We start from the raw sequence: 20442 nt of genomic DNA on the forward strand, positions 1-20442 counted from the left end.
ATGATATAATGCTGTCCAACCCTGCACTTTCAAAAGAGGTACCCAGAATGGGAATTTTCATTAATCGTACTCTTAATCTAAAGAAAATCAAAGCAATTGGCTTTGACATGGATTATACGATCGTTCGTTACAACTCAGAGGCCTTCGAGAGATTTACTCATCAGGCCACATTAAAAAAACTTGTCAGTGATAAGAACTATCCATCAGAGATTTTAAAACTTGAATTCGACTTCAAACGCGTTATTCAAGGTCTTGTTATCGACAAATCAAAAGGAAACCTTTTAAAGGTTTCGCGCTTTGGAAAAGTGAAGTCGTCTTACCATGGACTCTCTCCACTCGATTTCAAAGAGCAGCAACGCATCTACGGAAACGGCGTCATCGATCTTTCTGATCCACACATTCAAAGTTTGGATACAAACTTTGCTGTCTCTAACGGAGTTCTTTACTCGCAGTTAGTAGACCTGAAAGAAAAAGGACTTCATCTTCCAGACTTCGACACTCTTGCTGTTGAAATCAAGGAGGCCCTGGATGTTTGTCACTCAGACGGAACACTAAAAAATCACGTGCGCAACAACATCGACCAGTTCATCATTCAGGACCCTGAAGTGGTGGCGCTGTTTGAACGCTACAAGCGCTACGGGAAAAAACTTTTAGTTATCACGAACTCTGACTTCAACTACACGAAGCTTCTTCTCGACTACACGATCAATCCATTCTTAAAAGAACACAAAGACTGGTCAGAGCTTTTTGAGATCACGGTGACTCTTGCAAGTAAGCCAAGATTCTTCACGATCAAGACTCCCTTTCTTTCAATTGACCCGGCAACAGGGCTTATGAGCAATGCTGAAGGAAAAATCACAAAAGGGATTTACCAAGGTGGATTTGCCGGAAAACTGCAAAAAGACCTGGGCCTTGAAGGAGATGAGATCCTTTATCTTGGGGATCATATCTACGGTGACGTTGTAAGTATCAAGAAGACGTTTAACTGGAGAACTGCTCTGGTTTTAGATCCTCTTGCTGAAGAGATTGAAGCGATTAAAAAGAGCGCACCTATTCAGGCAGAGATCGACAAACAAATGTTGATTAAAGAAAACCTGGAGACAAAGCTTAATGAGCTCGATCTTAAAAAGCACGAGTTCCATGAAGAAGTTCCTAAAGAAGAGTTAAACAACCTGTTTGCGGAAATTGATAAGGTCAACTCGACGATCTCTGATTTACTAGAACAGCACCGTCAGTTCTTTAACCCATATTGGGGAGAGATGATGAGAGCTGGTCTTGAAGAGTCTCGTTTTGCTGACCAGGTAGAAAAGTATGCGTGTATTTATATGACGAAAGTTTCAGACCTGATTGAATACTCGCCAAGAACGTACTTCCGCCCTCACCGCCGCGTTCTTCCTCACGAATCTTAATCTATTTCTTTGGCCTGTTACTCAATACAGCTGAGTTTCAGGCCAAGGCTTTCCATCTTAAATTCGTTTTCGATTTGCCCAATGAGTTTTTTGATATCAAAAGGCTTGGTGAAATAATTTCTTGCTCCGGCAGCAATGCACTCGGCAGCTGTGTACTCAGACTGGCCAGTTAAGAAGAAAAAGATAGGCGCTGACTTCATCGTCTTCACAAAGCTTACGACATCCATTCCATTACCATTAGGCATTTTGAGATCAGATAAAACAATATCGCATCTTTCTTTTTTTAAAATCTCAATCGCCTCATTGCCACTAGAAGCAGTCATCACTCTATGCCCTTGAGCACTGAATCCTTCTTTCAGGATTTCTAGTACCATTGGTTCGTCTTCAACTAGGAGAATTTTAAATTTTGTCTTGCTCATAGCCTCATTCTAATAGAAGGGCCGAACGCTTTGAACTGGTAAGAAAATTCCTCTCGATAAAAACCACTGAGAAAGTAAATCACTTTGGTTAGTTTTAAGTAAAATTTTATTTATGAAGGAGTACTTACTTCAAGTGAAAAGGAGCGTTCTCGCCTACAAACTTTAAAAATTGCAGGTAAATTTCCCATGCTTTAGAACCATACCCGCCGGCCATCACATAGGATTGAGGAATATTTCTCTCTTTGAAAAACTGATAGAGAAACTTATCACGGGCAAGCATCTGCTCTTTTGAAAGATTAATAAAAGATGCACTTGGTAGTTCGTCATGCTCGTAAGGGTCGGCACCGTTAACAACGATTACTACATCTGGATTAGGAAAACGCTCTTGCATTTCTAAAAGACCAGATTCCAGACGCGCTAAATACTGATCATCCTCACCTACATCAATCCCAACATCAATCGATGAAGGAATAAACCATGGATCGCGGACAGTGCCTGAATTAAGCGGCCAGCCTTCTTTCATATGAATCGAAAAAGTTCTGATCGTCGTATCGTTTTGTAAAATTTCTGGAGCCCCATCACCTTTGTGAACATCGACATCGACGATCCAGGCCGTTTTTATGGCCCCTTCATTTTGTAATTTTCTAAGAGTGATGACGATATCATTAACCAGACAAAAACCACGTCCGGCAAAACTCATCGAGTGGTGCATGCCTCCACCGAGGTGATAGCTGAAGCCATTTTTAAGTGCGTATTTAGTCGAATTGTACGTCATCGCTACTTGCATAAGAATAGTTTCGACCAACTCTTTCCAATCTCGTTTTTGATTCTTTGGATTATACCTTTCAAACTTACCTTGATCGTTGACCAGCTCATAACACTGGTAAATCTCCCCTTGTCTCTCGCCAGCTGTCCCTAATAAACGATGAATAAAATCTTTATTGTGAACGCGTTCAAGATCTTCGCGAGTGATGCGAGGAAGAGTTTTTAAATCGGTGTATTCTAAAAAAGGATAAAGGTATTTTAAGGCAGAAAAAACGTGGGAAGCACGTTCATCCACGATTGGGATCTCGATTCCATATTCGCTAAACCGTAGATCACAATCGGGATGATAAAAGATCATTTATAAATTACCAAATTTGACAGTCGATCTGTGCCCAAGCTTGAACCATTGGATCGTAGAAGTTCGAGTGAACATAAACGTTCGCAGCAGCTCCTGGGTAAATAACAAGTCCGTTAACCCATGAGTTAAGGACAACACCTTGCCAAGTTCTTCCATAGGCCACACCGTTACAAACGATTGGACGGTAAGTTGTGTTCCATACGCGTGCAGTGGCCACTTCGCGGTTTACGAAAAATTCCATTTGAGGAACAAAAGCAAAAGCTTGCGATGACAGAGTTAAAAATGTGATTGCAGATAAGATGAATTTCTTCATTTTAGGTCTCCTGATAATGCATTTTAAGCTCGTCTTTTTAATCATTTTTGCGCCGGTTGTGCAAGGGCGATATACTCTTGTAACTGTTCGTTTTTTGGTAAATTTTTCACGGCTTTTAGCAGTGACTCAAGCTGAGCTTTGCTCTTTGCGCCACAGATGGCCGTTGAGAGCTCTGGAAAACTTAGATTGTAGGCCAGGGCCAGCTCAAGCCCCGAGTGGTGATTTTTATCTAAAGCTGGCCAGAGTTTTTTCATCGCTTCGAACTTGGCCGAGTTGTCCATGTCTTTCCACCAAGGTGCCCATGAACGGCAGTCGCTCTTATCGTAAACTTTTCTCGTTTCATCCACGCGTCCAGTGATAATCCCTTTATCCAACGTCCCCCAGCTCATAAAGCTGATGTTTTTTTCTTTCAGGTAAGGAAAAATTTCAGCTTGAACAAACTTGTTAGTGAATAAATTAAATTCAGACTGCACTACTTCTACGCGGTCAATTTCAAACGCTTTATTAAGCTCATCTACATTCGTATTACATAGACCAATATGTTTAATTTTCCCCTGGTGTTTTGCTTTTGAGAGCACTTCCATCGTCTTTCTGATATCCACACGGGCATCCGGCCAGTGAACCATGTAGAGGTCAATAAAATCCGTGTTTAAATCGCGTAGAGATTGCTCTAACATTCTCTTTGCAACTATTGGATCGTTAGTCATATCGACACGCTTATTTTCATGCCAAGTGACCCCTGACTTTGAAACCAGGAAGACCTTCTCGCGCATGTTTTTAAATGCCTTCCCCATTCTTACTTCTGACAACCCAAAACCGTAAATTGGAGCTGTATCAAAAATTCTGATTCCGCCCTCATAGGCCTGGTGTAAGAGGTCAATAGATTCACCTTCGCTGATTTCACCAAAACCGTAACCTCCTCCTTCTCCGCTGATAGCGGCGCCACCGAAGGCGATTGGGAGTGAACTGACCATTTTTAGTAATTGCGTCATATGAACATATCCTTGTGAAGCTTTTCTATTAGGTGTAATAATAAACATCTAAATTTTAATCTGTACAGGAATGAGAGCATTCGTCATGAAAATGTCCCCGCGGTTTTTCTTTTTCCTAAGTTCTGTTTTAGTTAGTTGGTCGTCTTTTGCTGATTCAACAACACTCGTCGAAAACTTTCGCTCTCTGCAAGAAAAGTCCAAAGACATTTCGCCAGAGTTAAAAACAGTCAGGGCCTTTCGTTCGCAGAAAAAAGCAGAAAATTACACTCGCTTCACAAGTCACCTTCCCAACGTCAACCTGGTTTTAAAAAGAGAAAAAGATTTCTTTGAAGATAAAAACGCCGCTCTTCGCGCTCTTGGTATTGGAGTTTTAAACTCGTCATGGGCCATCCAGTACGAATGGTCACTGGTGAACTTTAATCAAATCCAAAACACGAGAAAGTCTTTTGCCGAAAAAGATAAAAGTGAAATCGATGTTGAGATCAAAGAAAGTGAATACCCTATTGTGTTTACGACTTACTTCCTGAACTACTTGCTGGCCAAATATAAAACGGCCGCAGTTGAGAACTCGCTCAAAAAAGCAGAGACAGGAAAAAAAGAAGCACAGCTTGGATTTGACCTGGGCCAAAAAACAAAGATTGATGTTCTTCGTTCGGACGCCAACCTGGTATCTCTCACATCAAAAAAGACTTCCTATATCGAAGAAGAGCAAAATGCGAAGAACCGTTTTGTGGAATACTCTGGCCTTGAACAAAAAGACTTAGACTTTGTTTCTAACCTAAGTGAAGAGCAGATTTTAGAACTAATCAGCTCGCTAAGTTCTGTGGCCGCTAAAAAAGAAGTTCCTAACCTGAGAGCAAGCCCGAAATACCAAAGTCTAGAGATGGAAGAAAAGATCAACCGCCTGGCACTTTCAGACTTCACGAGAAATGAATACCCTGATTTAAGAATCCAGGGCTCTTATACGAATGCTGCAGACAGCTGGGAAGGGACTCTTCACAACCCTACCCGCTCACATACTGTTGCTTTAGTCCTGACCATTCCTCTTTTTAGCGGCGGAAGTTTTGCTTCAAGCCACTTTGAAAAATACTTTGCCAAAAAACAAATTGAATACTCAATCGGTTTAAAAAAACAGCAACTGGAAAATGATTTGAATACGACCCTGATTCGTATCAATGCTCTTGAGACACTAGTTTCATCGCTAACTCTTAACGTGTCTCAGTTTGAAGAGCTTTATCGTCTAACTTCAAAATCGTACCAATTAGGAAAGAGCTCACTCTTTGAACTTTTAGAAGTTCAGGATGACCTGCTCGATTCTAAAATCAATCTTGCCCAAAACAAGATTCAGTTCTATACCCTTTCACAAAATTACCTATGGCAGGCCGGCTTATGAAAAATATCGCATTTCTTTTAGTTCTTACTCTTTTTGTTTCATGTGGAAGCAAAGTTGAAGTCACTGGGATCAAGTTAGGAAAAGGCACAGTTGAAAGCACTGTAACCACAACTAACTCAGGAACTGTTGAAGCTAAACAACAAGCAGAGCTTGCTTTTGGAACTCCCGGGCGCATCTCTAAAATCCACGTTTCTCTGGGAGACAAAGTCAAACAAGGGACTGTGATTGCTGAGCTCGAAAACGCAGACCTTAGAGCTGTTTATAACGAGGCTTTAAAAGATTACGAAAGAAGCCAGGAGCTTTATAAAAATGGACTGGTTTCTGTGGCCAACCTTGATGGTGTTAACCGCGCCAGAGAAGTGGCAAGAATCAACTTAGATAAAACAATCATCAAGGCCCCTTTTGATGGGATGATCACTGCTTTAAATTTAAAAGTTGGTGAATTCTACCAAAGTGGAGCAAGCCTTGCGACGGCGGATAAAAAGATCGACGTTCAGATCATCGATTTAAAAACTCGTTTGATTAAAGGTGAAATTGACGAAGTAGATTTACAAAAAATCCAGATCGGACAAGATGCTCGTGTAAAAATCCCGGCGATGAAAAACCAAATCATCAAGGCAAGACTGACGAAGGTTGTTCCTTTCGTCTCAACTGTAAAAGACCAGGATAGAACAAGCCAGATCGAACTGGAAATTTTAGAAAACCAAAGCCTGATTCCTGTTGGCGCCTCAGCTGACGTGGAAATTGTGGTTGAAGCAAAAAAAGATGCCATGATTCTTCCAGCAATGGTTTTAACTGGTGTAGGTAAAAACCGTTCAGTGTTCGTGATTGAAGATTCAAAGCTCGTTAAACGCCCAGTAACAGTTGGAACTGGAAACTACGAGCGCGTAGAAATTCTCGATGGTGTTAAACCAAACGAACTGGTGGCAAAACCACTTGAAGGAATTGAACTCACTGACGGTATGAAAGTTAAAGTCAAAGAAGCGACTTGGTTATAGGAATAAAATGTCTCTTATCGAATTAAAAAACATTCATAAGAATTTCATCATGGGTGAAGAAGAAATTCGGGCCCTCAATGATGTTTCGATTACAATCAACGAAGGCGAATTCACTTCGATCGTTGGTGCATCAGGGTCGGGAAAATCGACCATGATGAACATCATTGGCCTGCTCGACCTTCCAAGCGAGGGAACCTACTATCTGGATGGAACAAACACGACTGAAATGAACGATGATGAGCTCTCTCACTATCGCAATCAAAAGATCGGCTTCGTTTTCCAAAGCTTCCACCTTCTGCCCAAAGCTTCTGCTTTAAAAAATGTGGAAATGCCGATGCAGTATGCTTCGGCCTACAATAAAGACCTGACTGATACCAAGATCAGGGAAATGGCGCTGCAGACTCTGGATAAGGTAGGACTTGCTTCACGCGTGCACCACCTTCCCAATGAACTCTCAGGCGGGCAACGCCAGCGTGTGGCCATCGCCAGAGCACTGGTCAACAATCCAAAAATCCTGCTGGCCGATGAGCCAACAGGGGCACTGGACTCAAAAACTTCTGAAGAAATTTTAAACCTTTTTGAAGAGCTTAATAAACAAGGTGTAACGGTTATCATTGTTACCCACGACAACAATGTGGCCCGTAGATGCAAACGGGTCCTGCGCATGTCAGATGGAAAAATCCGCGAGGAGTCCGTATGATCATGAAAAAAATTGTCATTAACTCTTTTGAAGCTTTAGTGGAAAATAAACTCCGCTCAATGCTCACAATGCTTGGAATGATTATCGGGGTAAGTGCCGTGATCCTCCTCGTCTCTGTTGGGACGGGAGCAAAACGTTACATTACCAATGAATTTGAAAGTCTCGGAACGAACATGATTATGCTTCAACCGGGGCGCACCGATAAAGAATCAACGATGGGACCTCCGGTTTCATCGAGTAAAGGAAAACTCCTTTTAAGCGACGTTGAGGCCCTGCAAAGATACGCCACTTCCCTTTCGGCCGTCTCGGGTGTCATGTTTGGTGCCGGTGTCGTTAAAACCGAACAGGGAACTAACAACATCAACATCCTTGGCTCAAACGACCAGTTCGTCAAAATCTTCAACATGGTTATCATCCAAGGTAACTACATCAGTAAAGAAGATGACGATTCCGGAAAACGCGTTGTGGTTTTAGGTTACAACGTTAAGAAAAATCTCTTTGGTGAATCCATGGCCCTTGGCCAGCTGGTCAAAGTTAACGACAGCGAACATAGAGTTATCGGGATCGTTAAACCGACCGGTGATAAAATGGGCTTCAACGTCGATGACATGGTTTTTATCCCGACGAAATCTGCTCTTAGGCTTTTTAACACTGACAGGCTCTTTGGTATCAGAGCTGCCGCTAAAACCAGAAACGGTCTTAACGACGCTGTTAAAGACATCACTGAGATCTTAAAAGAGCGCCACAACGGCGAAGAAGACTTCACCATCATCACTCAAGTGACCATGCTTGAAAGTATGAACACGATTTTAAATATGCTGACCTACGCCCTTGGTGCCATTGCTCTCATTTCAATGCTGGTTGGTGGTATCGGGATCATGAACATCATGCTGGTATCGGTAACAGAGAGAACCAGAGAGATTGGTATCCGCCGCGCCGTAGGGGCCCGTCAAAGTGACATTCTAAAACAATTTATCATTGAAGCTGTGGTGATTTCCGTCTCTGGCGGACTCGTGGGGATCTTAATCTCTGCCATTATCACTTACACGCTCTTCTTCTTTTTTCCTGGCTTTGATATGCGCCCGCCGTTTTGGATTATTCCTCCGGCCTTTTTCCTTTCTTTTTTCACCGGACTTATCTTTGGAGTCTGGCCCGCAAGAAAGGCCGCTCGTATCCAGACCATTGATGCTTTAAGGTACGAATAATGAAACTTTTAGTTTTCGCTCACAGAGGAGAGGCCCAGGCCTTCTTCAATCAATGGGAATTTGCCCCGGTTGAATTCTATTTTAATGGTCTCTTTAAAACGAAAAATTACTACCTGCTCATCACAGGTGAAGGACTCAAAGACGCCAGCGAAAAAACCGTTGCCGTCATTGCCAACTTCAAAGAAGAATTAGATGAAGTCATCAATATCGGTATCGCCGGAAGCCTAAGTCCAAAACTTAAAATCGGCGACACCGCCTGGGTAAGGTCAAGTTACGCTCAAAATGCCGAGAGATGTGAATTTAAGTCTTTTACAACGACTCAGCACTCAAGCCTTGATTGCATCAGCGCTTATTCGCGCGTGACAACGCTTGAAGAAAAGAAAATGCTCTCAAGTTTTGCCGACATGGTCGACCGCGAACTATGGTCGATTATGAGTGCGGCTCACCTCTTTGATCTTCCGGCCTTTGCTTTAAAACTAATTTCCGATGAAGCAGAGTCAGATGATTTTTGTAGACTAGTAAAAGAAGAGGCCCCGGCCCTTTCTAAAAAGATGCTTCAAGCTTTTTTAGAACGCGAAGAAAAGATGGTAAAAAAAGCTGTCACAATTGTGGCAGAAACACTGGAAGATAAACTTCTCACGCACCCAAAACTTTATTTCACAACGTCTCAGGCGCGCAAACTTCATACCGTCCTAAGAGGTCTTTCTATCAAAAAGACTATGAGTGATGACGAAATTATGACGGTGCTTTCAACTATTATTGAAGGTGAAGGTCTTGAGCGCACCCCCAAAGAATTGAGTAAACTTTTACTCATGAGACTGGATCAAAAGCTCAACCCACTTAATACCAAAATTAAAGAAAAGATCACTCAGAACCTAAAACCTCTTATGGAAACAGGAGCTCAAGTGAGTTTCGACCCGGAACTTGAGCAGGACTATGTCCAACTCAACTTCCAGATCAGAAATACCAAAGACCAAAAGAAACTCATCCTCGCTCTCGAGCAGTTTAACTACCAGAAGATCAAAGAAATTTTCCAGGGGAATCTGGGCGATGATGTTTGAAAAAATCTTTATTGAAGAACACTTAAAATCGCATCCAAAGGTTCAGGAAATCCAGACGAGATTTCCGGGGAGTGAATTTAAGTTCATCAAAAAAGTTGAAGATGTTTTTGGCAGAGTGAAAAAGCCTTACCTGCAAAAGCGCACCAATCTCAATTTATTTATCGGTGAAAAAAAAGGACAACTGGTCAAGCCTGCTCCTCCAGCTTATGGATTATCAGGTGAGCCTCACTACTACTTCGTTCACGCTTACAATTGTATTTACGAATGCAACTACTGCTATCTTCAAGGATACTTTCAGTCTCCAGACATCGTGATCTTTCTTAATCACCAGGAAATCGGTGACGAAATTAAACGTTTAGCCGAGGAGCACGAGAAAAATCATCCGGGAGAAAAAATCTGGTTTCACGCCGGAGAATACAGCGATTCACTGGCGCTCACACATTTAACCGGAGAGCTTCCCCACTACTTTAATCTCTTTAAGAATTTACCAAATGCCTACCTGGAACTGAGAACAAAATCAGTAAACATAAAAGAGCTCATTAAGCTTGAACCCTCTGCGAATATCGTTGTCAGCTTCTCTCTTGCTCCTGAACACAGGGCAAAGATGAACGATCTCAAAACGCCGGGGCTAAAAGCAAGGCTTCAGGCCATCGGCGATTTACACGAGCGCGGCTTTCCTATCGGGATTCATTTTGACCCGATTATTTACGACGACAAATTAGTAGAATCTTACACTGATCTCATTCATCAACTCTCTCTTGCCCTTCCTCCTGAGGCCATCCGTTATATTTCTATCGGTGTGGTTCGTTTTACAAAAAACGTTTACCACCAGGTGCTGAAAAACTATCCGGACTCGGATTTTTTAATCGACGACTTTGTTAAGAGCTTCGACAACAAAATCCGCTACAACCGCCCCACTAGAATGTGGATTCTAGGCAAAGTAAAATCCCTGTTAGTTGAGGCCGGAGTTCCGGTGGAAAAAATCTACGAGTGCATGGAAGACGAATGATTAAAGACCAGGAACTCGAAAATAACCACATCATCGAAAGACAGTTTCCCTTAAACGAAGAAATCATCTCGCTTTTAAAGGCCGAAAACTGGCGCGAGCTCGATCAGTACTTCCTAAAAGCAGAGAAGCCAGGCGGAGTCCTCTTTGACTTCTTAAAACCGCTTTTAGACTTTGAGAGCATCGAGCACATTATTGCCATCAGAAGTGCACCAGAAGATGAAGACGGAATCTGGCATGATGACGGCTCCCGCATCCTGGGCTTTTCCCTGTCTTTAACTCAAAACCACGCCCAAACGGTGGGTGGCGAGTTGAGATTTAGGCCCAAAGGGGCTTCGGACTACCATAAAATTGCCACCAGGCCGATGGGGACAATCCTGATCTTCAAAACGGGAATTTATGGATTTGAGCACATGGTGAGTGCCGTTACCGAGGGAAAAAGAGTGGTCATCGCTGGATGGTGCTCGTAGACAAGGAGCGGCAAAATGGCTAACACGCAGGGTAAAATAAATGACTATCGAAAGCTTCTTGTCATTTTGCCCCTATTGAGTTATCTTTTTGACTCTTTTTAAGAATTTAATAAATAACTACTATCTTTAATAAAGGATTTTTTATGGCACGCACATGTGATTTAACAGGAAAGAGAAGACTACTTGCCAACAAAGTTTCTCACGCTAACAACAAAACAAAAACTAAGAAACAAGTTAACCTACATACTAAAAAAGTTTTCGATCCAGCGACTGGTTCAGTTGTTCGCCTAAAACTTTCTTCAGCAGCGATCCGTACTCTTGATAAAGTTGGTTCAATCACTAAGTACGTTAAGAAAAACGCTCACCTTTTCGAATAATAAATTAAAAAAATTTAAAATAAAGAAGGCTTCCTTTTACGGAAGCCTTTTTTTTGGGTATTAGTTGTCTTCAATTTAGGAGATGTTCATGAAAAAACTAATGCTAGTCCTACTTACCTCTCTTGCCCTCACCACTTCCCTTTTTGCCAAAGATGGAGTTCCAAGACAAAAAATTAATCTCCTGGGAGAGCTTCTTCCTTCAGCTCCTAAGGCCATTTCTGTTAAAGACATGGAGGCGTTTAAAAAACCTGAATCAGTCACAATTTTCGATCCCTACAATAAAAATATCAAAACTGTTTTCTACGGGTTTTACTTACATGAATTAGTAAAGGCCTATGCAAAACCAGATTTTAAAACTCTAAAAGTTGTGGCCATTGATGGTTACAAAGTCGACATTCCAAAAGCAGACATCACTAGCGCCAATCTTTTTATGAGTTACAAAGATGACAAGGGCTACTTAACTGTAGACCGCATGGGGCCGGGCAGGATTATTGCTCCAGTTGATGGAATCATTAATAAAGACTTATTACTTAAGATCGGTATTTATTGGGTATGGCAGGTGAAGTCTCTTGAGTTTTCAAAAAAATGATGAAGCTCAACGACTTTAACCGCAACTCCATCATCACGGGAGTGCTCTTAAACCTGATCATGACGATTATTTTTATCGTCTTTATCATTTTAGGTTACAAGAGCACGAGCGAGAATGCGGCCATTCAGGATGACACCTTCAGGACTCACTTCCAGTCGAGGCTTATTCTCAAGTCTATTAATGGCCTTAACCATTCACGCGCAGATATTCTTCTGGGTCTAGAGCATAAAGACCCTGAGCTGATTTCTACCGCCGAAGACCAGGTCCTTGGCGCCAAGTCTAACTATCACCTTCTCTTATCTGAACAAAGCTTAAATAAAACAGTGCGTGTTTCAAATGCTTTTGAAAAACAGTTCACTGAACTGACAGATCTTTATGATCAGATTTTTGCAAACGAACGCCCCCTGGAAAATAAAGCGCTTTTACAATCGGTGATTGAAAAGACGACAACCCTTATTTCGAGTATGCACGAAGAGGAAAGCTCCCTCTGGGTGGATGAGGCCATGAAGCTTCACGCTTTTTCAAAAGTTAAAGAACGAAACCTGCATATTTTTTACGGGTTGACCCTTTGTTTTGTGGTGATTCAGTTGGTGCTTATTTATTTTACTATTGTGAAATACCGTCTGAATAAAAAAATCAATATTCAGCACGAAAGATTAGTCCTTCAGACTCGCCTCTCAACTCTAGGGATGATGAGTGCCGAGCTCGCTCACGAAATTAACTCTCCTTTAATGGTTATTGATGGAAGGCTACGTATTCTTCACAATGAGCTTCTTTCCCATGAACAAACCAGCGACAAGTCTCTTAAAAACATTGAAATCATCAAACGCAACTCTCAACGCATCCAGGGCATTATTAAAAGCTTTAAAACGATGTCAAAAAGCGGTGAAAATGATGTCTTTGAATATTTTGAACTCTCAACCATCTATGAAGAAGTTCAGGACCTGGTAAGCCAAAAGATTAACGATGAAAAAATTGATTTTAAGATTGGCAGCTTTCCAGATAACACCAAAATTCTTGCCAGAAGAATCCAGATTGTTCAGGTGCTCACAAACCTGATTAATAACTCCACTGATGCCATTCGAGGAACGATCAATCCATGGATCAAGCTTGAAAGTGTCATTACACCGGAAAAAATTGAGATTTCAGTGACTGACAGTGGCCTGGGAATCCATGAGGACCACGTGGATAGCATCTTCGATCCATTCTATTCGACCAAAGGATCTGCTGAAGGAACAGGACTGGGTCTTTCTATATCTAAAAAAATCATGCGCGAGCACGGTGGAGATCTTCATTACAACCGCCTGTCGACTCACACTCAGTTTATTTTGACCTTCCAAAATAAAAAGGCCCGCGAAGATCGCGGGCCTGATAGTTCATCAATTCTTTCTTAACAATTACTGCACTTCAATTTCTTGAATTAAGTAACCCCATTTAGTCATTGAACGGTCTGTAACGAAGTTGATTGTTACAGTGTTGCCTTCGATGTAGTCAGTTGTGTAGTTAGTCCCTGCACCTGTTACTTTCTCTACAGTGTTTCCAGCTCCGTCAGCGATTCTTAGGTAGTCGTATCCTTGCTCAAGATCGTACTTCGCTACTTTTACTCTGATGTATTTTGCACCAGGAATAGTGATCGTTTTAGCAACGTTCATATTGTCTGCGTATGGGTGATCAGACTCTAAAGATGATTCAAGAGCTTGTTTTTTCCATGCATCGTTCTTTGGCCCGCTTCTTTCTGGTCTTACGTCAGTTAGAAGGTTGTAAGCGTCGATTCTTCCCGCAGTTTGAGTTTTACCTCTTAAAGCAGTTACCGGAACACTTGTCATAGTCAGGCGTTCGCGCATTACTGAGTGAGGCATTCTTCCTTCTTTTGCAAGCAGAAGACCCAGAACCCCTGAAACGTGTGGAGTGGCCATTGAAGTTCCAGAGTAAACATCATACCCACCACCGTTTACAGTAGAAAGGATATTGTGTCCTGGAGCTGCGATATGAACTGAGTTTCGGCCAAATGAAGAAAATGATGCCAAACCATTTTGTGCTGTTGTTGCAGCAACTGACACCATGTTTGGAGTGTCGTATGAAGCTGGGTACGAAGGAGATGAATCGTTGTTAGATGAGCTGTTTCCAGCTGCAGCTGTGAAGATGATTCCTTTATCAGATGCTCTCTTAATAGCTTCTAGAAGAGCTTCTGAGCGTCCTCCTCCACCCCAAGAGTTACTCATTAGGTCTACGTTCATCATTGTTGCGTAATCGATAGCTTTAATTGCGCCTTCAAGAGATCCTGATCCATCATCACCTAAGAATTTAACGGCCATGATCTGAACATCAGACATTACACCTGAAACTCCGATTTTGTTGTCGTGAACAGCACCGATTGTCCCTGAACAGTGAGTCCCGTGCCCGTTTCCGTCCATTGGGTTTGAATCATTGTTAGCAAAGTCGTATCCGTAAACGTCGTCAATGAATCCGTTGCCGTCGTCATCAATTCCGTTTCCTGCGATTTCTTTTGTGTTGACCCACATATTAGCTTTTAGATCAGGGTGTGTGTAATCAACACCTGTATCGATAACAGCGATTCTCACCGCTCTTGATCCTTTAGTGATATCCCACGCCTTAAGAGCGTTAACGTCAGCACCTTCCACTCCTGCTGAACCATTTGGCTCATTTGAACCTGTATTTCTTAGACCCCATAGTTTTCCAAAACTTGGATCGTCTGGAGTCGCTGCTGTAAAATCAGTGAATGGAGACTTAAGAAGTTTCTTGCTTACTACGTTCTCTTCTTTGATTGGATTAACTGAGTAGATGAAGTTCGGCTCTGCAAATTCAACATTTGGATTATTCTTTAAAGTAGCAATAACCGATTCCATTGATTTGTCAGCAGATACTTTTAATACTGAAAGTGTGTCGTAAGAAAGTTTAATGTCTCTTTGACCCTGGATACCTAAAGATGAAAGAGTCTTAGCTGATAAAAAGTTTTTACTTTTTCCCGCCTTAAACTTAACAACGATTTCCCCCGGTACATGTTTAGCTTCTGTAGCAGACACTCCTGTCGCTAATGCCAGAGTAGATAAACCTAATAGCATCTTCTTCATAACTTCTCCCTCCTTGGAGCAATTGTAGATCCGTCATCATTTGTCAGAATCATTACCTGAACATTTGAATCAAACTTCTTTAAAGAAATGTGGTCTATAAACAAGCTTATGCGATGGTGTCATTTTGCACAGACTTTTTTTCAAAGGTATTTTTTTCCGAAAAACGGCCATCTATCTTTTTTTACAGGATAAGGTGATAATTCAATCACTATGATACACAACAGTTCTTCTGACCCTGTATTGATCAAGAAAATCTCCCTTAAAATCTGGTCTCTTAGAGATGAGATTGAGTCGCGCATTCAAGCAAAGATTGATGCCGGCGAACTTCTTCCTGAATCAATGGAAGAAAAAATCAAAGAACTCAGAGACGAATACACAAAAAAGATGGCATTACCTGACAATGTCGTTCAGTTAAAGTCAGGTGACGACCTCCCTGCTGACGGTGAAGATGAAATGGCGAAGGCCATGGCCGCAGCAATGGAAAACCCAGAAGGCGAAGAAGCTTCAGCAGAAGAAGGCACAGATAATGTTGTCTCTATGAATGGTGAATCCCCTGCCCCGGCATCGACTGTCGATGGCAACGTGATCACAATCGGAATCGAAGCTCCAGTTAATCTTTCTGATGAGAAAATTTCGAAAGGAAAAACGATCCTGTCTGAAATCAGTATGGATAAAATGTTTTTCTTCTCTAATAAGGCCTTTACTGAAGGCCAGTCTATCGTGATTCAGTTTTGTATTCCAAAGACTTTTATTATTAATGCCGACGTCATCTACTGCCGTCCGTTTAATATCAAGAGCCGAATCATCAGCCAAAATAACTATACACACAGAATGCTGGTTAAGTTCAACTTCCTTAAGGAAGGAGAGCGCGCCCTTCTTAGACAATTTATTCAGTCCATTGAGCCTGACGTCTCTAAAGTGGTTAAAAAGGCCGCTGCTGTTGAAGAAGACGGAGGAGATGGGGACTTTAATGACTTGGATGACCTAGGACTATAATCTCCATGCTTCATAAAAAGAAATGGCTTTCTAATATCGTCCTGGTCGCTTTCCTACTTTTAGTTGGCGCCACAGCTTTTTTATCTGACCTGCTAAAAACTCCGGTCAAAACCCATAACGAATTTATTGAACAGTCACTGGTTTTTAATAATAAAGAACTCGAGACCATCACTCACCTCTCTTTAAAAAACAAATCGGGTGAATACACTTTTGAGCGCGTAGGAACTGACCCGGGAACTCCGTGGCACATGACTAGCCCGAAAGACATTTCTACCAGCTCACTTTTTATTGAAAAACTTTTTTCTTCTTTAAATACGATTAAGACAAAAAAGCTTTTAATTGATGACCCGGCCAACAATTCAAACTTCTCTCTGGATAAGCCTACGGCCATCCTGACTCTGACTGACGATGGTCAAAAGAGCATCATCCTGAGTGTCGGGATTATGAACACGATTGATAACTCGACTTACCTGAAGATCTCGGGGAAAACAGGAATCTATCACGTTGAAGCTCCTTCCATCTCGCTGGAAAATATCACTCTTGCAGACTTGATTGAATCGAATGTCTTTGATGTCGATGTCAAGGCCATCACCAGCTTCAAGCTCTTTAAACAAGGCTCAAACACTCCACAATTCGAAGTTCATAAAAAGGACAATGTTTGGGTAAGTGCTGAAGAAAAAGCACTGGATGCCACTCGTTTAGAAGACATATTGGATGATTTCATTAAGCTTAAGAGCTCACATGTTATCGAAGAGCCAAGTGATTCCCAAAAGAAGGCCGTTCAAAAACTTATGTCGCCTCCTACTCACTTAATCAAACTGGAAGTGATGGCAGAAGACAAAAAAGAAGAATACATTTATCAGATCAGTGATGCTACAAAATCACTTCCCGATTTAGATTTAAAAGATGAAGGTCATTTTCTGATCATCGAAAACCACGCTCCCATTATCTACGTCATAAAAAAAGACGCTCAGAATCTTTTTGAGCTTAAGAATGACAGCTTAAAGAGTTTGGAATCTGCTCCAAAGAATTAAGAAGCTTTTTTAGACCCGTTTACAATTCTTGAGTTCGAAGGAAGAACTGTGTCTTTGTTGATTTTATCAGGGTCTACGAAGACCTTAATAAACTTCTCAATCAGAATTGAGTTGTAGCGTTTGACCCCTTCTTTATTCATCAGGATCTTTTTTAAGGCCTCAGTCGGCTGGAGTTTGTGATCAATCATGATGTGAACGAAGTCATCTGCCAGGCAGACAATATTAGCGAGTGTTAAAACCTTGCTTCCCTTCTTTCCAAAAGGAAACCCAGTTCCATCAAAGGCTTCATGGTGTTGAAGAATAATCTGTTTAACCGAGTTATTAAGCGTTCTGATGTTCTCTACAATCTCAAAGCCTAACTCAGGGTGCTTCTTATAGACCTCGAATTGCTCAGGGGTCATATCCTTTGTGCTAAGGCCGACAAACTCTGGAGGCAGCTTCGTCTTTCCAATATCGTGAAACATACAGGCCATGGCCGCTGTTTCAATCGTGGCCTTTGACTGCCATTCGAATTGTTTAATGATGGCCGTTGTATAGAGAGTGACCAGGAACGCGTGAGAGTATGCTGTCGGGTCAAAATTCTGGTAGGAACGAAGAACATTATAAAGGTCGCTCTGAGACTCTACTAACTGGAAGACGTTCTCACAAACCTCCTTCCCTTGCTCAATAACCTGAGGTTTGATCCCTACAGTAAAAGCTTCTTCGATATACTTTTCAGTAACGTTCTTTAAAACGTTGACCTTGTTGTAGGCCGGAACATTTTTGTTATCGATCAATTTCTTCGTTAAAAAGTTATTGTACTGAATGAACTTTCTACGGTCGTTATTGTGGAAATAAAGTGACTCGACCTTCTTTTCGTTTTTATATTTATCCAGACGCTCTTTAGAAAACGTATCCCCTGTATGCAAGATCTTAAGATATTTATTGTCTGAGAGTTTGATGTAGATATCAAAAAGCACGGCCTGAGAAGAATAGAACTCGTCGATTCTGATTTTAGAGAAACTCTCATCAGTCATTGACACTTCTTTCTCTTCACTCACCCCTTCTTTTTTTGGAACAGAAGACATTAAATCAGAAAGGGACTGGTGACCTTCAAGCAACTCTTTTAAGTAAGGAACTTCAAAAGGCCTGACAGCAACTTCCGTCACTCCCAGCTTTAAAAGTTTTTCTTCAGTGATCACACCATTATCAATAAGCTGTCGGTCGTTGACAACAATGATCACACGCTGGCTTGTATAATTAGTTTTGATGAATTTGAGAACCTGCATGCACGAGTGGTTCTCAGTTGCATAGTTCATGATGACGGCAAAAAACTTATCGTTGTACATGGCAAGCTGAGCTTCTTTACCATTCACAACGGTGGTGACTTCATACATCTGTTCAACGAAATAGGCTTTTGACTTGGAGTTCCAAGTCTCGTCGGGATCGACAATAAGAAGTTTTAAAGCCAAGGTTGAACCTCAAAAAAACGCGTTTCCTACTCGGATTTATCGGTTTTTTCGGGGAAAAACTAAAGAAAAAAACTCACCGAAAAGATAAGTCTTTCCGGTGAGTTAGAGTATTTGATTAGATCTTGTTTAGGATACTAAAGATATTGTTTGAACTCTTAAAAAAGGAAGTAACCCTTTTTTAATCTTACAAACCGAATAAAAATGCTCCTGTTGAGCATTTTTTCAAACAACTACTTAATTTCTTTGTGAAGAGTATGACGTCTTAGAAATGGGTTGTATTTCTTAAGTTCTAGACGGTCAGGTGTCGTCTTCTTGTTTTTTGTAGTAGTATATCTTGAAGGAGATTTTCCTTCTTTTCTAGCTTCAGTACACTCAAGTGTTACGATAACTCTAGGACCTTTTTTAGCCACAACTGCCTCCAGCAAAACGTGATAACACGTAAAAAAATTAACAAAGGTGAAATTACACGTTTAGCATTGGCATGACAACCGAAAATTGTTAAACCTTTTTAAAAAAGCGAGAAATCTATGAATATCACGCACGAAAACTGGACATCATCGCATTATTACTCTGATCCTCTAAGGGCGTTTATCTCCCTTGGGGCCGCTCCTATTGAAACCGAAGAAGGTCTTCCGGGAGTAGAGTTTCAATACCTGGTCACCATGACTGATAAGGATTACGCAGAGCTCTTTCAAAGCGCCCACAAAACACTAGAAGAGGCACTACAAGTCCTAAATGAAAAATATGGACACTGGGACATGAAAGATGCTGGAGCAAAGACCTCTGGAGACGGGTGCTCGAGCTGCGAAGCCCACTAGGAAGAGTCCACTACAGCGAAACTTATTGACGGAACACTATAAATTGGCCATATTACTGGCTTACAAAAAACCTGATTCTGTATACAAAGCAGAGATCACTATAAAAAGAGGTCCATAATGAAAGAAGGAATTCACCCAAAGTACGAAGCTGTAACAGTTAACTGTGTTTGCGGAGCTACATACGCAACAGGTTCTACAATTAAACTAGAAAAAATCGACATCTGTGCTGCTTGTCACCCGTTCTATACTGGTAAGACAAAAGTAATCGATACTGAAGGAAGAATTGAAAAATTCAAAAAGAAATTCGGTACAGACTACGCTGCTACAGCAAAAAAGAAGTAATTCACAAGGGCCTCGAAAGAGGCCCTTTTTTTTGCCTTTTTGTACACAAACAGCACTCTCTTTAACCCATCTTATCTTGATCTTTCATCCCAACCTTGCAACTCTATTCCTGAGAACTTTCTTATCAGGAGAAAACACATGAAATACTTCACACTATCCCTGCTTCTTCTTTCAAGCCTTGCTTTTGCTGGCGACAGAAACACTGCTTACAACCAGGTTTGTAAACCAATGTCTTTTGATTCAGACCGTACAAAATGCACAAACACAATCAGACCATTTTCTTATTTCAATGACGATGCTCTTCAAATGTGTGCGAGCTTTAACTTCGATTCTAAAAAGATCGAATGCCTTGGTTACATCGGCGACAAAATGTATGAGTTCTTTGAAATCGACACATGTAGAAACATGGTTTTTGATTCTGAAAGAATGAACTGCCTAAAAAACAGTGGCTCGCCAAACAGACAAACTTGTCTTCCAAAAACAGAAGTGATCAACCAGCTTAGAGCTGCTCAATACGAGATCCGCTCGGGCCAGATCGGCACAGCTGACAAGAGACTAGAATACGTCATCGGGCGTTTCTCAAATCCAAACTGCCAATAAGTTCTTGAATATGGGGGGCAAATGCCCCCTATTTAGTATCTAAATTTTTGACAC

Annotated in this window: 23 protein-coding genes; 16 read left to right on the top strand and 7 right to left on the bottom strand. The window is 41.5% G+C overall.

All coding sequences use genetic code 11. The annotated features are described in order from the left end of the window. Window positions 1-47 precede the first annotated feature (47 nt). On the top strand, window positions 48-1409 hold the full coding sequence (locus C0V70_RS12735; RefSeq protein WP_102244241.1) for an HAD-IG family 5'-nucleotidase: 1362 nt from the start codon (window positions 48-50) through the stop codon (window positions 1407-1409). A gap of 17 nt (window positions 1410-1426) precedes the next feature. Here C0V70_RS12735 and C0V70_RS12740 read toward each other — a convergent pair whose 3' ends face one another. From C0V70_RS12740 to C0V70_RS12755, 4 genes are all read right to left on the bottom strand, one after another. Beyond that, a complete protein-coding gene (locus C0V70_RS12740) occupies window positions 1427-1828 on the bottom strand; it encodes a response regulator (RefSeq protein WP_102244242.1) in 402 nt (133 codons plus the stop codon). A gap of 124 nt (window positions 1829-1952) precedes the next feature. Then, window positions 1953-2951 (bottom strand): histone deacetylase family protein, encoded by a 999-nt coding sequence (locus tag C0V70_RS12745; RefSeq protein ID WP_102244243.1) that lies wholly within the window; start codon window positions 2949-2951, stop codon window positions 1953-1955. Window positions 2952-2958: 7 nt separating this feature from the next. Then, complete coding sequence (locus C0V70_RS12750; RefSeq protein WP_102244244.1) at window positions 2959-3264, bottom strand: hypothetical protein; 306 nt, start codon at window positions 3262-3264, stop codon at window positions 2959-2961. Between the two features lie 41 nt (window positions 3265-3305). After that, window positions 3306-4256: an aldo/keto reductase gene (locus C0V70_RS12755; RefSeq protein WP_158649676.1), complete on the bottom strand. Its 951-nt coding sequence runs from the start codon at window positions 4254-4256 to the stop codon at window positions 3306-3308. A gap of 85 nt (window positions 4257-4341) precedes the next feature. Here C0V70_RS12755 and C0V70_RS12760 point away from each other — a divergent pair, with 85 nt between their 5' ends. The 10 genes from C0V70_RS12760 (at window position 4342) to C0V70_RS12805 (ending at window position 13449) form a co-directional block, all read left to right on the top strand. Then, entirely contained in the window at window positions 4342-5649 is a 1308-nt protein-coding gene (locus C0V70_RS12760; RefSeq protein WP_158649677.1) for a TolC family protein, read from the top strand. Continuing rightward, window positions 5646-6647 carry an efflux RND transporter periplasmic adaptor subunit gene (locus C0V70_RS12765; RefSeq protein ID WP_158649678.1) on the top strand — a complete coding sequence of 334 codons (1002 nt, stop codon included), beginning with the start codon at window positions 5646-5648 and terminating at the stop codon, window positions 6645-6647. Before C0V70_RS12760 ends, C0V70_RS12765 begins: the two co-directional genes overlap by 4 nt. A gap of 7 nt (window positions 6648-6654) precedes the next feature. Further along, on the top strand, window positions 6655-7347 hold the full coding sequence (locus C0V70_RS12770) for an ABC transporter ATP-binding protein (RefSeq protein WP_102244248.1): 693 nt from the start codon (window positions 6655-6657) through the stop codon (window positions 7345-7347). Next, window positions 7344-8552 (top strand): ABC transporter permease, encoded by a 1209-nt coding sequence (locus tag C0V70_RS12775; protein WP_158649679.1) that lies wholly within the window; start codon window positions 7344-7346, stop codon window positions 8550-8552. The genes C0V70_RS12770 and C0V70_RS12775 overlap by 4 nt, the downstream gene beginning before the upstream one ends. Next, a complete protein-coding gene (locus C0V70_RS12780) occupies window positions 8552-9613 on the top strand; it encodes a 5'-methylthioadenosine/S-adenosylhomocysteine nucleosidase family protein (RefSeq protein ID WP_102244250.1) in 1062 nt (353 codons plus the stop codon). The genes C0V70_RS12775 and C0V70_RS12780 overlap by 1 nt, the downstream gene beginning before the upstream one ends. After that, window positions 9603-10622 (top strand): SPL family radical SAM protein, encoded by a 1020-nt coding sequence (locus tag C0V70_RS12785; RefSeq protein ID WP_102244251.1) that lies wholly within the window; start codon window positions 9603-9605, stop codon window positions 10620-10622. The genes C0V70_RS12780 and C0V70_RS12785 overlap by 11 nt, the downstream gene beginning before the upstream one ends. Continuing rightward, entirely contained in the window at window positions 10619-11089 is a 471-nt protein-coding gene (locus C0V70_RS12790; RefSeq protein WP_102244252.1) for a 2OG-Fe(II) oxygenase, read from the top strand. Before C0V70_RS12785 ends, C0V70_RS12790 begins: the two co-directional genes overlap by 4 nt. A gap of 143 nt (window positions 11090-11232) precedes the next feature. After that, on the top strand, window positions 11233-11466 hold the full coding sequence (gene rpmB, locus C0V70_RS12795; RefSeq protein WP_102244253.1) for a 50S ribosomal protein L28: 234 nt from the start codon (window positions 11233-11235) through the stop codon (window positions 11464-11466). An 88-nt stretch (window positions 11467-11554) separates the two neighbouring features. After that, window positions 11555-12055 carry a hypothetical protein gene (locus tag C0V70_RS12800; RefSeq protein WP_102244254.1) on the top strand — a complete coding sequence of 167 codons (501 nt, stop codon included), beginning with the start codon at window positions 11555-11557 and terminating at the stop codon, window positions 12053-12055. Further along, window positions 12052-13449: a sensor histidine kinase gene (locus C0V70_RS12805; RefSeq protein WP_102244255.1), complete on the top strand. Its 1398-nt coding sequence runs from the start codon at window positions 12052-12054 to the stop codon at window positions 13447-13449. The genes C0V70_RS12800 and C0V70_RS12805 overlap by 4 nt, the downstream gene beginning before the upstream one ends. Before the next feature lie 3 nt (window positions 13450-13452). On the opposite strand, the gene C0V70_RS12810 is transcribed toward C0V70_RS12805, so the two are convergent. After that, the gene (locus C0V70_RS12810; RefSeq protein ID WP_102244256.1) at window positions 13453-15147 is read right to left on the bottom strand and encodes a S8 family serine peptidase; all 1695 of its coding nucleotides are present in this window, start codon (window positions 15145-15147) and stop codon (window positions 13453-13455) included. A gap of 210 nt (window positions 15148-15357) precedes the next feature. On the opposite strand from C0V70_RS12810, the gene C0V70_RS12815 reads away from it, so the two are divergent. Both C0V70_RS12815 and C0V70_RS12820 read left to right on the top strand, forming a co-directional pair. Beyond that, window positions 15358-16143 (top strand): hypothetical protein, encoded by a 786-nt coding sequence (locus C0V70_RS12815; RefSeq protein ID WP_102244257.1) that lies wholly within the window; start codon window positions 15358-15360, stop codon window positions 16141-16143. A gap of 5 nt (window positions 16144-16148) precedes the next feature. Continuing rightward, entirely contained in the window at window positions 16149-17177 is a 1029-nt protein-coding gene (locus C0V70_RS12820) for a DUF4340 domain-containing protein (RefSeq protein ID WP_102244258.1), read from the top strand. Here C0V70_RS12820 and C0V70_RS12825 read toward each other — a convergent pair. Then, window positions 17174-18628, bottom strand: a complete 1455-nt coding sequence (locus tag C0V70_RS12825; protein ID WP_102244259.1) for an HD domain-containing phosphohydrolase — start codon at window positions 18626-18628, stop codon at window positions 17174-17176. The two genes, C0V70_RS12820 and C0V70_RS12825, sit on opposite strands and share 4 nt — an antisense overlap. A gap of 230 nt (window positions 18629-18858) precedes the next feature. Continuing rightward, window positions 18859-19038, bottom strand: coding sequence for a 50S ribosomal protein L33 (gene rpmG, locus C0V70_RS12830; protein ID WP_102244260.1), 180 nt, complete (start codon window positions 19036-19038; stop codon window positions 18859-18861). Between the two features lie 117 nt (window positions 19039-19155). On the opposite strand from rpmG, the gene C0V70_RS12835 reads away from it, so the two are divergent. The 3 genes from C0V70_RS12835 (at window position 19156) to C0V70_RS12845 (ending at window position 20388) form a co-directional block, all read left to right on the top strand. Further along, window positions 19156-19446 carry a hypothetical protein gene (locus C0V70_RS12835; RefSeq protein ID WP_102244261.1) on the top strand — a complete coding sequence of 97 codons (291 nt, stop codon included), beginning with the start codon at window positions 19156-19158 and terminating at the stop codon, window positions 19444-19446. Between the two features lie 117 nt (window positions 19447-19563). Further along, entirely contained in the window at window positions 19564-19788 is a 225-nt protein-coding gene (gene rpmE / locus C0V70_RS12840) for a 50S ribosomal protein L31 (RefSeq protein ID WP_102244262.1), read from the top strand. 138 nt (window positions 19789-19926) lie between these two features. After that, complete coding sequence (locus C0V70_RS12845) at window positions 19927-20388, top strand: hypothetical protein (RefSeq protein WP_102244263.1); 462 nt, start codon at window positions 19927-19929, stop codon at window positions 20386-20388. Window positions 20389-20442: the final 54 nt, after the last annotated feature.

This window comes from Bacteriovorax stolpii (assembly GCF_002872415.1).
Lineage (GTDB): Bacteria > Bdellovibrionota > Bacteriovoracia > Bacteriovoracales > Bacteriovoracaceae > Bacteriovorax > Bacteriovorax stolpii.